Origin of the sequence: Corynebacterium sp. EPI-003-04-2554_SCH2473622, assembly GCF_001665955.1 — a bacterium.
In the GTDB taxonomy this organism is placed as follows: Bacteria; Actinomycetota; Actinomycetes; order Mycobacteriales; family Mycobacteriaceae; genus Corynebacterium; species Corynebacterium pseudodiphtheriticum.
This window is the reverse complement of record NZ_LZMN01000050.1, coordinates 31,901-43,967: the sequence shown is the minus strand read 5'-3', so window position 1 is coordinate 43,967 and position 12,067 is coordinate 31,901. Positions and strand designations below refer to the sequence as shown.

7 protein-coding genes are annotated in these 12,067 nt (G+C 56.9%); 2 read left to right on the top strand and 5 right to left on the bottom strand.

The genetic code is table 11. From position 1 onward, the window contains the following. Nucleotides 1–91 precede the first annotated feature (91 nt). Nucleotides 92–2,716 carry a DNA polymerase I gene (polA, locus tag A5774_RS05730; RefSeq protein WP_064833779.1) on the top strand — a complete coding sequence of 875 codons (2,625 nt, stop codon included), beginning with the start codon at nucleotides 92–94 and terminating at the stop codon, nucleotides 2,714–2,716. Between the two features lie 93 nt (nucleotides 2,717–2,809). Here the strand turns inward: polA and A5774_RS05725 are convergent, their stop codons facing one another. From A5774_RS05725 to A5774_RS05705, 5 genes are all read right to left on the bottom strand, one after another. Further along, entirely contained in the window at nucleotides 2,810–4,570 is a 1,761-nt protein-coding gene (locus A5774_RS05725; RefSeq protein ID WP_064833777.1) for a siderophore-interacting protein, read from the bottom strand. Between the two features lie 105 nt (nucleotides 4,571–4,675). After that, nucleotides 4,676–6,346, bottom strand: a complete 1,671-nt coding sequence (locus A5774_RS05720; protein WP_064833781.1) for an ABC transporter ATP-binding protein — start codon at nucleotides 6,344–6,346, stop codon at nucleotides 4,676–4,678. A gap of 95 nt (nucleotides 6,347–6,441) precedes the next feature. Continuing rightward, nucleotides 6,442–7,398: an ABC transporter permease gene (locus A5774_RS05715; RefSeq protein WP_027017817.1), complete on the bottom strand. Its 957-nt coding sequence runs from the start codon at nucleotides 7,396–7,398 to the stop codon at nucleotides 6,442–6,444. Then, the gene (locus A5774_RS05710) at nucleotides 7,388–8,317 is read right to left on the bottom strand and encodes an ABC transporter permease (RefSeq protein ID WP_023019550.1); all 930 of its coding nucleotides are present in this window, start codon (nucleotides 8,315–8,317) and stop codon (nucleotides 7,388–7,390) included. The genes A5774_RS05715 and A5774_RS05710 overlap by 11 nt, the downstream gene beginning before the upstream one ends. Before the next feature lie 116 nt (nucleotides 8,318–8,433). Further along, complete coding sequence (locus A5774_RS05705; RefSeq protein ID WP_023019549.1) at nucleotides 8,434–10,029, bottom strand: ABC transporter substrate-binding protein; 1,596 nt, start codon at nucleotides 10,027–10,029, stop codon at nucleotides 8,434–8,436. Nucleotides 10,030–10,588: 559 nt separating this feature from the next. Between A5774_RS05705 and rpsA the strand changes: the two genes are divergently transcribed. Next, entirely contained in the window at nucleotides 10,589–12,055 is a 1,467-nt protein-coding gene (rpsA, locus tag A5774_RS05700) for a 30S ribosomal protein S1 (protein WP_023019548.1), read from the top strand. Nucleotides 12,056–12,067 lie beyond the last annotated feature (12 nt).

The window sequence follows — 12,067 nt, the reverse complement described above, 5'->3', positions numbered from 1 at the left end:
CGGGGCAGCAGGCCATGGTGCTCTAGCTGCGGCGGTTGGGCTCTAGCGCTGCGGCTGTAGTGTGCTGCCGTCGGCGGCTAAGGTGTAGGGCATGAAACGCCTCTTGCTCATCGACGGACACTCCATGGCCTTCCGTGCTTTTTACGCACTCCCGGCAGAAAATTTCTCTACCGGCGGCGGCCAGCACACCAACGCGGTCTACGGATTCCTCACCATGCTTACCGGCATCGTCGGCGATGAAAAACCCGACCACATCGCAGTGGCCTTCGACGTCGGGCGCAAGACCTTCCGCACCGAAAAATTCCCGGATTACAAAGCCCAGCGCGCGGCCACGCCAGAAGAATTCAAGGGCCAAGTTGAACTCATCCGCGAAGTCATCGAAGCACTCGGCATCACCACGCTCTCAGTCGAAAACTACGAGGCCGACGACATCCTCGCCACCCTGGCCACCGCGGCCGGGGCACAGTCCGGCGAATACGAAACACTGATCGTCACCGGCGACCGCGACTACCTACAGCTGGTCAACGACACCACCACCGTGTTGTACCCCATGCGCGGGGTATCCAAGCTGCACCGCTTCACCCCAGATGCTGTAGAAGAAAAATACGGCTTGAGCCCGCAGCAATACCCGGACTTCGCCGCGCTACGTGGCGACCCATCCGATAACCTGCCCAACATCCCCGGCGTGGGCGAAAAGACCGCGCAAAAATGGATCAAACAATACGGCAGCCTCGACGAGCTGATCGCACACGCCGACGACATCAAAGGCAAAGCCGGCAACAGCTTCCGCGAACGCATTGAACAAGTGCGCCTCAACCGTGAACTCACGCAAATGATCACCGATATGCAGCTTTCGCACAGCCCGGATGATCTTTCTTTTGCCAACGTCGACGCCAACCAAGTGGCCGCCCATTTCGACGACCTCGAATTCGGCCCCAACCTACGCGACCGCGTACTCGGCGTATTTGGCGCCGAAGCCGAGATTGACGACACCCCCGAATTACCCGCCATCACACACGACGAAGCCACACTCACCGACTGGCTCGCCGAGCACACCGAAGGCGTCGCCATGTTCGTCGACGGCAACGGCGCGCCGGGCCAGGGTGATGCCACAGCGATTGCGCTCGTCGACACGAACCGGCAGGGCATCACGGTGGTGCTGGAAGATCTTTCCGCCGACGAAGACAAAGCCCTGGCAGAATGGCTTGCCGACGACAGCGCCAGCAAATATTTGCACGAGGCTAAAGCGGCCTTCCACATGCTGGCAGGCCGCGGCTACCAGCTGCGCGGCATCAGCCACGACACCGCGATCGCCGCATATCTGCTGCGCCCAGGCCAGCGCGGTTATGATCTGGCCGATGTTTACCAGCGCCACCTGCAGAAAACCTTGCCGGGCGGGGAGGGGGAAACCCAGCAGCTGTTGGAAAAAGCCGGGGCGATCCTCGAGCTGGCGGAGCTTTTGACCGCCGAGTTGCTGAAGATCGAGAGTTTCGAGCTCTACCGCGACCTGGAGCTGCCGCTAGTGCAGATCCTAGGAACGATGGAAGCCACCGGCATTGCCGTCGACCGTGAGGTATTGGACGAGCAAGCCGAGACCTTCGCCGAGATGGTGCGCGAAGAACAAGACGCCGCCCGCGAGCTGGCCGGTGATGAGAACCTGAATTTGAATTCTCCTAAACAGCTGCAAACTGTGCTGTTTGAGACCCTAGATTTGCCGAAGACGAAGAAAACCAAAACTGGTTATTCCACCGCCGCTGGTGAGATCGAGGCTTTGGCGGCGAAGCACCCGCACCCATTTTTGGACCGGCTGCTGGCACACCGCGAATACCAGAAAATGAAGACCACCCTGGAAGGCTTGTCCAAAACCGTGCAAGGCGATGGGCGCATTCACACCAGCTTCCACCAAACGGTGGCCTCGACCGGCCGGTTGAGCTCGTCAGACCCAAACTTGCAGAATATCCCGGTGCGTACCGAGGCCGGACGGAAAATCCGCTCCGCATTCCAGGTCAGTGAAGGTTTTGAAACGCTGCTGAGTGCGGACTACTCGCAGATCGAAATGCGCGTGATGGCGCACTTATCCGGAGATCCGGGGCTGATCCAGGCCTACCAAGAAGGCGAAGACCTGCACAATTACGTCGGCTCGCGCGTGTTCGACGTCCCGGTGGAAGAAGTCACCCCGGAACTGCGCCGCCGGGTTAAGGCAATGTCCTACGGCCTGGTGTACGGCTTGTCTGCCTATGGCCTATCGCAGCAGCTGAATATTCCACCGGGGGAGGCGAAAAAGATCATGGAAAACTACTTCGCCCGCTTCGGTGGGGTGAAGCAGTACCTGGATGAGGTCGTCGAAAAGGCCCGGCATGATGGCTTTACCGCAACGGTGTTTGGGCGGCGCCGTTATTTGCCGGAGCTGAACTCGGATAATCGCGTTGCCCGGGAGAACGCCGAACGGGCCGCGTTGAATGCGCCGATTCAGGGCACGGCCGCAGACATCATTAAGGTGGCGATGATCCGCGTCGACGACGCGCTGCGGGAAGCGAAGCTGCGGTCCCGGGTGCTGCTGCAGGTGCACGACGAGTTGGTCGTGGAAATCGCGCAAGGCGAGCTAGAGCAGGTCCGCGAGCTGGTGGAACGCGAAATGGATCAAGCCATCACGCTGACCGTCCCGCTGGAGGTTTCCACCGGCTCGGGCACCAACTGGCAAGCCGCCGAGCACTAGCTTAGCTAGAGCTAGCACCCGGCAGCATTCTGGAGTGCTCGAGAGCCAACCGCAAGTTGCTCGGCATTGCGGTCGGGGCGTGAGCCACTTCTTCTAGGTCCGAAACTCGAAGACTAAGCTGCCTGCATCTGGCAGATCGGAGCCGTGCTTGCCGACGGTCGGCGCTGGCAACCCTGCGCGGCCGAAGAGATAATACAGCTCTTCCCGGCTGCGCAGCTGCTCGCCGTACAGTGCGAAGGTGACCAGTGCGCTCTCGGCACTAGATCGCTCAGCACTAGACTGCGCGGTGGTAGAACGTGAGGCAGCAGACCGCGCGGTGGCACCAGTTTCACCGATGGAATCCGGCAACCGGCACTGGCAAGCAAGCCGCAGCGAATCTGCCCCGGCTTGTTGTTGCTTGCGGTAGAGATCCTGCAGATACTCGGTTGCCGCCGCATCGTCACGTTGGGCCAGATCCGCAGTCACCGGGATGACTGAGTTAGTTGCGTCGGTTGCGTCTGTTGTTTCGGTTGCTTCGGTTGGTGCTGCTGCGGTGCCTAATCCCGTGGCTGTCCCGGCCGCAGCCGCAATTCCCGGGTGGTAGCCGTCGACAAGCGCGGTATGCAGGTGCACGAGACCCGCCAGTGCTGCTTGGTTACGCTGATTGTTATCAGATAGCTGCTCGACGGTGGCGTCTTCAGCCAGAACCCGGCCAGAAGCAGTCAACTGCCACTGCGCAGACGCGGCACGGGAAACCAAGCCCAGGGTTTCCAGGTACACCAGCAGTTTTTCTAACCCAGCCGGTTGGGTGTTCGTGGCTGCGGCAAGCTCGTGCACATCACGCGGGGCGGTGGCCAAAGTGGTGCCCAGTCCCACGGTTACTGCCGTGCGAATGGCGAAAGCCGCGGTGAGGTCACTCAGGGCGGCAAATTCTGCCTGAGTGTTGCGGGTTGACGTACCGTTCCCAGCGTGCCCGTCCTTGTGCGGCGTTAATTGTGCTGGTTCGGCAGTGTTCGTTGTTGCGGTATGTGCGCTGGGACTGGCCAGCGTTTCTGGCGCCCGGCGTGGTGGCGTGGAGTAGTGCTTCGTGCGGGATTTCCAATAACCAGAAAAATGCATCTGGTGTTTACGTAGCCCCTTGGCCTCCTCCAGCCACCGGCGAATTGGTTTCAAACTGGCAGACTCGCCAGCTATCCAGGCGAAAACTTCGCCGTCCCACCAGTCGGTGGCAGTGATGGCATCGTACAGTGTGTCCCCATCGCTGTGGAACAACGAGGTGATTTCCACGCCTTCTGGGCAGGGGAGTTGTTGGCGGTGGGAGTGCTCGTCGACCAAAATAAAAAACTTGCCGCGCTGCCCGGCAGGCCATTCTTCTAGCCAACGGCTCAGCGCGGGCAACGCGGTGGCATCGCCGGCGGCAAGGATCCAGTCAGCGCCTTGCGGTTGGGAAGACGTCGACTTCGGGCCTGCGATTTGCAGAATATCGCCGGGTTGGGCTTGCGACGCCCACGAGGTGGCGGGGCCGGAGCCGTGCAAAACAAAATCTATATCTAGCTCGCCGTGCTGGCTATTGAAACGGCGCACGGTATAAGTTCGGCGTGGCGACGACGAAGATTTTGCAGGCCAATCCAATTTTCCATCGCGCTGCGATGGGCCCACGGGTTGTTGTCCAGGAGAATTGGGCAGGATTAGTTTGATGGAGTCATCGAAATTATCTGAGCGAAACTCTGGGACGACGTAGCCGTTGTCGGCAGTATGCGCTGCTAGTTGTGGGCCGCCCAGGGTGACCCGACGCATGCCGTCGGTGACATCCTGGACGCGCAGCACCTGCAGAAATCGGGTGCTTGCTGGGTACGAAGTACGTGTGCGGACCATAAGCCCATTTTAGTCGTACTTTGCTGACCCAGCTGTGGCGGTTGTACCCCGGCATCCCCCGTAGCCAGGGCTTAGCCTTGTGCTAGCCCGGTTCTACCCCAGGTTTTAGCCCTGCTGCAACCCAGAACCGAGTTTGATGGACAGACCTGGAACCGAGTTGATGAGTTCCTTGGTGTAGTCCTGCTGCGGATCGTCGAACAGCGATTCTGTCGGGCCGCGCTCCACAATCTGCCCATTTTTCATCACCACCACGTTATCGGCGGTCTGGCGGACCACTGCCAGATCGTGCGTAATGAACAGATAGGACAAACGCAGGTTCTGCTGTAGTTCATTGAGCAGTTCGATGACCTGGTTTTGCACCAGGACATCCAAAGCAGACACGGCTTCGTCGAGCACAATAACTTCTGGTTCCAACGCTAGAGTGCGCGCAATAGCGATGCGCTGGCGTTGACCACCAGAAAGCTCGTTGGGGTAGCGGCGCATAGCGGACGCTGGCATGGCCACCATATCCAGCAATTCGGCGACTCGCTTTTCACGCGACTTCCGGTTGCCAACCTTGTGCAGTACCAGCGGTTCCTCGATGGACTTGTATACCGAATACATCGGATCCAGCGAGCCATACGGGTTTTGGAACACAACTTGCAACTTGCGGCGTAAGCGGAAGATTTCTTTCGCCGTCATCTTTTGCACGTTTTCGCCTTGGTACAGAATTTCGCCCGAGGTTGGTTCCAGCAGGTTCAGCACCATATTCGCCACGGTGGATTTACCGGAACCAGATTCTCCGACGACTGCCAAAGTTTCGCCCTTGTTCAGCGTGAAGGAGACGTTATCAACGGCCTTAAACATTTCACCGCGTTTGCCGCGAACCGGGAATTCCTTCGTCAGGTCTTTTACTCGGATAATCTCCTGCGGGGCAGCTTTGTCGTGCGCTGGCTTGTGATCCTGCGCGGCGGTTTCATCAGCCTGTTTGCCGACGCCTACCTGTGCGGTGGTGTGGGTGCGCTGCGAGGCCATCAAGGGAGCAGCATTGACCAGGCGTTGCGTATACGGGTGGTGCGGGTCTTCCAGGATTTCCCGCGAAGGTCCGGCTTCTACAATGCGTCCGCGGTGCATTACGATCAGGTGCTCTGCACGCTCTGCCGCCAGCCCCAGGTCGTGGGTGACAAATAGCAGGGCAGTGCCGTGCTGATCAGTCAGAGTTTTCAGGTGGTCCAGGATCTTTTTCTGCACGGTCACGTCCAACGCGGAGGTTGGTTCGTCAGCAATAAGCAGACGTGGGTTCGCTGCCAAGCCAATACCGATCAATGCTCGCTGGCGCATACCACCAGAAAACTCGTGAGGGTATTGGTTCGCGCGCGATTCTGGATCAGGCAAACCGGCTTCCGCCAGCAATTCATTGACGCGCTTTTTCACATCGGATTTGCCGACGACGTTATTCGCCTTCAGAGATTCCGCGACTTGCGTGCCGATCTTCCATACCGGGTTCAGGTTGGACATCGGGTCCTGCGGGACCAGTCCGATTTCTGAACCTCGAATTTGCTGGATCTGCCGTTCGCTCATCTCGTTGATGGTCTGGCCGTCGAAGATGATCGAGCCACCAGTGACTGAACCGTTTTCGGGCAATAGCCCTAGGATCGACATCGCGGTGGTGGATTTACCCGATCCCGACTCGCCGACGATCGCGACGGATTCACCGGGATAAATATCGAAGCTGACTCCGCGGACTGCTTCGACGACACCTGTCGATGACTGGAATGAAATCTTCACGTCGTCCATGCGCAGCAAAGGCTGTGGTGAGTCTGCAGTTGAGGTAGCTTCGCTGGTTTTTGTTACGTCGGTTTTGGCACCACTGGAGTGTTTCTCGGAAGAACTCATCGTTTCCTCGCTTTCGGGTCTAGGGCGTCGCGGACGACATCGCCCATGAGGATGAAGCTCAGCACGGTAATTACCAGTGCTCCGGCTGGATAGAACAGAATTTCAGGTCGGGTACGCAACGAGCTTTGTGCCGAAGAAATATCGCCACCCCAGCTCACGACTTCTGGTGGTAACCCGATACCCAGGAAGGACAAGGTAGCTTCGGCGACGATGAACACACCGAGTGCGACGGTGCCGTAGACGATGATTGGAGCCGCGGCATTTGGCAGGATGTGTTTGGTCAGCATGGTCCAGCGTGAGGCACCAAGTGAGCGGGAGGCGGTAACGAAGTCTTCATTTTTCACGCTCATCACACTTCCACGGGCAATACGTGCGATATTCGTCCAACCGAATAATGACAGCACCAGGACCACAGACCATAGCGAGCGCGATTCGCGGAACATCTGCATGACGACGATGGCGGCCAACAGCAGTGGCACGGCGAAGAAAACGTCGGTAAAGCGAGAGAGGACCGAGTCCACCCAGCCGCCGAAGAAGCCGGCGGTTGCGCCAATGATGGTACCGATAATCATGACCATGGCGGTTGCAAGAATTCCTACGGCCACCGAAGCGCGTGCGCCATAAACGGTGCGGGCATAAATATCGCAGCCTTGACGGTCAAAGCCAAATGGGTGACCGGAAGTTGGTTTACCCAGGGAATTTGATAATTCACAAAAGCGTGGATCAGTCGAGGTAAAGAGCTGCGGGAACAGTGCCAAGGCGATGGTGCACAGAATCAAAACTGCCGAGACCCAAAATAGGGGGCGTTTGCGCAGGCTAGCCCAGGCTTCGCCCCATTGGGAACGTGGCGGGCGGTCGTCGTTCACGGCGTCGACTGCGCCCAGGCCTTGTTCATCGGTGTCTGCGACGTAGCGTTCCAGGCGCGGGCGTTGGAAGTAGTTCTTATTTGTCATAGCGAATCCTTGGATCGAGCACGGCGTACATCAAGTCGACCAGCAAGTTGGCGATGATGTAGACGATGACCAGCACGGTGGTGATGGATACGACGGTGGCGGGTTCACCACGGATAATCGCCTGGTACAAAGTGCCACCAATACCGTTAATGCCGAAGATTCCTTCGGTAATGATTGCACCGCCCATCAGAATTCCGAGGTCGGCGCCGATAAAGGTAACCACGGGAATCATGGAATTCCGCAGCACGTGGCGGGTCATTACTGAGCCGCCCGACATGCCTTTGGCGCGAGCGGTGCGCACGTAATCTGCCCGGAGATTTTCCGATACGGATTGCCGGGTCAAGCGGATGACATAGGCCAGCGATACTGCACCCAGCACGATGGCGGGCATGAGCAGCTCGAGGAAGGTTTCGTTACGACCGACCGTGACGGGTAACAAGCCCCATTTCACACCGACGAAAAATTGCATCACGAAACCGATCACGAAGGATGGAATCGCAATTACCAGCAGAGACAGCACCAAAACGGTGGAGTCGAAGATTCCGCCGCGGCGAATTCCGGCAATGAAACCGAACAGCACACCAAAAATGGTTTCGAACACGACAGCCATTACTGTCAGTTTGATCGTCACCGGAAAGGCATTGGCCATAAGCGATGAGACTGACTGGCCAGAAAAAGTCATGCCAAAATCAAGGGTGAAAATGCCTTTGAGGTAGAGCAGGTACTGCACGAGGAAGGGCTTATCCAGGTTGTATTCTTCCTGGATACGCTGCCGGGCAATATCACTGAGACCACGGTCGCCGCCGAGGGCTTCGACGGGATCACCTGGCATCAAGAACACGAGGGCAAAAATCAAGAACGTGGCTCCGAAAAAGACTGGAACCATTTGCAAGACTCGGCGCCCTATGTAATGCAACATAGGTTTTTCCTTAACTTATAACGGGCGAAATCCGGTCAGTCGCATTCGGACTGACCGGATTGACGTCGCCTTAGTGTAACCTATCTGAGTGTTTTGTAACACTCATTAGCTTTTTCTTAAGACTTGGTGATGGCGTAGAACACTGGAACTCGGTTCCATGCGAATTCTACGTTCTCGACAGCTTCGGAATATCCGGCCGCAGCGTTGGAGTACCACATTGGGATTGCTGGCAGGTCCTTAAAGAGGATCTTCTGTGCTTCCGAGTAGAGCTTGGTAGCTTCTTCGGCGCTTTCTGCCTGCTGTGCTTCAGCCAACTTGGCATCGAATTCTTCACTCGAGTATTTACCGTCGTTTGAGCTACCACCGGTGGCAAAATTCGGTTCCAGGAAGTTACCCAAAGATGGGTAGTCGGCCTGCCAACCGGAACGGAAAGCGGTGTCGATGCTTCCGCTCGTGATGTCATCGCGCAGACCCTTGAAATCAGGGTATGGGTTGCCGATCGCATCGATTTCGAGGTTATTCGACAACTGGTTGGTGAGGGCATCAACCCACGCTTGGTGGCCACCATCGGCGTTATAAGCGATTTCGAAAGTGCCGTTGAACTCGCTGATATCGTTGGCCTGCTCCCAGAGTTCTTTCGCCTTTTCAGGATCGAATTCAAGAACCTCATTGCCCTCTAGGTCCTCTTCATAACCAGGGATAACTGGGGAGGTGAAGTCCTTGGCTGGGGTAACGGTGTCACGGAAAATCGTCTTGGAGATTTCTTCCCGGTCAAAAGCGAGGGAGATGGCTTGACGACGAAGTTTGCCTTCTTCGCCCTCGAAGTGCTCTAGCTCGCTCGGGATTGTGAATGCCTGGAAAATTGCGGATGGTTGCGAGATTGCCCGATCGCCCAGCTCGTCTTCGAATTGAGACAATGCGGATTCCGGAATGGAATCAATGACGTCCAGGTTTCCGGACAGCAGATCTGCATAGGCGGCATCCTGCTGGGTGTAGATGCGGAAGTCGACGCCGTCGTTTTGTGCTTTGCGGTCGCCTTCGTATTCCTCATTAGGAACGAGAAGGATGTTTTCGTTGTGGTTCCACTCAGCGAGTTTGTATGGGCCATTAGCGATTGGTTTTTCGCCGTAGGCGTCGATGTCGTCAAATGCTGAAGGATGCAGTGGTTTGAATGGGCCGTAGCCGAGACGTTGCTCAAAGTCAGCGGTTGGCTCGGAAAGCTCAATGGTGAAGGTCTTGTCGTCTTCGACGGTCAGACCTTCCATGGACTCTGCGCCTTCTGCATAACCTTTGATTGGTGTGAAGAAAGACTCCTGGAGCAACGATTCCGAGACTGTGTAGTTCCAAGCATCGACGAAGTCATTGGCTGTAATCGGGGTGCCGTCTTCCCACTTGGCATCTTTCAGTTTGACGGTATAGGTGCGGTCGCCGTCGAAGTCGATGCTTTCAGCGAGGTCATTGTGTGATTCGCCCTCGGCGTCGTAGTAGGTCAGTCCCGAATAGAGGAACTGAATTGCGGTTCCGCCGCCAGCCTCGTTGGTGTTTCCGGGAACCAGCGGGTTTTGTGGCTCTGTGAGGTTGGCAAGCACGTAGTTGGTGCCGCCTTCAGTACTGCCGCCAGCACTGGAGCTTCCAGAATCGTCGCTGCAGGCAACCAGCGTCAGTGAGAGCCCGGCAGCTGCCAGCACTCCGATGGACTTCGTCATCTTCATTACATTCTCCTGTGAGTGTCGAATTCAAAGCTCCACGCGATGACGTCAATTGGCGACTGAAATATCACTGCAAGTACATGTAAGTAGTTTTGCCGAGGTGAGATCGCGGGATTGCGCAAAGTATAGCAGTGACTGTTCTCTCACTGAAATTTTCGTGTGTTTTGATTCACCCGTTATTTAGCCAAGCCTAAATTGTTGAACAAGTTTGGGGTGATAGGTTTTAGTGAAGCGTGTCTTGACCTGTGGGGATGTAGTTAACACCGGAGTAGTGTTAGAGAGTTGTGTCTGGCGGTTGGGTTTTAAAAAACTTCCCTGCTCCGACCGGAAAATAGAGAACAAAAGCTTGCATAGCTCACTGAACGGGTTTATGCTTTGTGGGGCATGTCTATGCGTTAGAAGTGCGTGAACTCTGATAGGAAGTTCGACGTGCTTGTAGCGCGAGATCGTGAGCTTACATGAAAGGCTGAACCGTTCTTTGGTTCATTGTCTGAAGTGAAGCCTTCGAGAGACTGCGAATGTACACAATCGATTTCCTATCCATTTCGGAGCACGCAACAATATGACAGCTTCTAAGGCCCCTCAGGTAGCCGTAAACGACATCGGCACTGCTGAGGATTTTCTCGCCGCGATCGACGAGACCATCAAGTACTTCAATGACGGTGACATTGTAGAAGGCACCGTCGTCAAGGTCGATCACGACGAGGTACTGCTTGACATCGGATACAAGACCGAGGGCGTAATTCCTTCTCGCGAGTTGTCCATCAAGCACGACGTCAACCCAGATGAGGTTGTTCAGCTGGGCGACCAGATCGACGCCCTGGTTTTGACGAAGGAAGACAAGGAAGGCCGTCTGCTGCTTTCCAAGAAGCGCGCCCAGTACGAGCGCGCTTGGGGTGCCATCGAGGACCTCAAGGAAAGCGATCAGCACGTCACCGGTACCGTCATCGAGGTTGTCAAGGGCGGCCTGATCCTGGACATCGGTCTGCGTGGCTTCCTGCCTGCTTCCCTGGTAGAAATGCGCCGCGTTCGTGACCTGGAGCCTTATATCGGTCAGGAACTTGACGCTAAGATCATCGAGCTGGACAAGAACCGCAACAACGTTGTTCTGTCCCGCCGTGCATACCTGGAGCAGACCCAGTCCGAGGTTCGCTCCGAATTCCTGCACCAGCTGCAAAAAGGTCAGGTTCGCAAGGGCGTCGTTTCCTCCATCGTCAACTTCGGTTCCTTCGTGGACCTGGGTGGTGTCGACGGTCTGGTACACGTTTCCGAGCTGTCCTGGAAGCACATTGACCACCCATCCGAGGTTGTCACCGTTGGTGACGAGGTAACCGTTGAGGTTCTGGATGTTGATCTGGACCGCGAGCGCGTTTCGCTGTCGCTGAAGGCAACCCAAGAAGATCCTTGGCGCGTATTCGCCCGCACTCACGCTGTGGGTCAGATCGTTCCAGGCAAGGTCACCAAGCTGGTTCCATTCGGTGCGTTCGTTCGCGTCGAAGAAGGCATCGAAGGCCTGGTTCACATCTCCGAGCTGGCCCAGCGCCACGTCGAGGTTCCAGACCAGGTTGTCAACGTTGGCGAAGAAGCCATGGTCAAGGTCATCGACATCGACCTCGAGCGTCGTCGCATCTCCCTGTCCCTGAAGCAGGCAGACGAGGACTACACCGAGGAATTCGATCCATCCAAGTACGGCATGGCCGACTCCTACGACGAGCAGGGCAACTACCTGTTCCCAGAAGGCTTCGACCCAGAGACCAACGAGTGGAAAGAAGGCTTCGACGAACAGCGTCAAGCCTGGGAAGCTCGTTACGCCGAGTCCGAGCGTCGCTTCCAGCTGCACACCGCGCAAATCGAGCGCAACCGTGCCGCAGCAGAAGCCGCTGCTAACAGCGACGAAGCCGCTAACTACTCCTCCGAGTCCGGCGCATCGGATGCCGCTCCGTCATCCGAAGGCACCACCGAGGATGCAGGCTCCCTGGCTTCCGACGAGCAGCTTGCTGCACTGCGCGACAAGCTGGCTGGCAACTAAACAAGCCGCTTA

What these genes read in the sequence shown, in the direction of transcription:
- polA (WP_064833779.1), top strand. Translation starts at nt 92, where the DNA reads ATGAAACGCCTCTTGCTCATCGACGGACACTCCATGGCCTTCCGTGCT.
- A5774_RS05725 (WP_064833777.1), bottom strand. Translation starts at nt 4,570, where the DNA reads ATGGTCCGCACACGTACTTCGTACCCAGCAAGCACCCGATTTCTGCAG.
- A5774_RS05720 (WP_064833781.1), bottom strand. Translation starts at nt 6,346, where the DNA reads ATGGACGACGTGAAGATTTCATTCCAGTCATCGACAGGTGTCGTCGAA.
- A5774_RS05715 (WP_027017817.1), bottom strand. Translation starts at nt 7,398, where the DNA reads ATGACAAATAAGAACTACTTCCAACGCCCGCGCCTGGAACGCTACGTC.
- A5774_RS05710 (WP_023019550.1), bottom strand. Translation starts at nt 8,317, where the DNA reads ATGTTGCATTACATAGGGCGCCGAGTCTTGCAAATGGTTCCAGTCTTT.
- A5774_RS05705 (WP_023019549.1), bottom strand. Translation starts at nt 10,029, where the DNA reads ATGAAGATGACGAAGTCCATCGGAGTGCTGGCAGCTGCCGGGCTCTCA.
- rpsA (WP_023019548.1), top strand. Translation starts at nt 10,589, where the DNA reads ATGACAGCTTCTAAGGCCCCTCAGGTAGCCGTAAACGACATCGGCACT.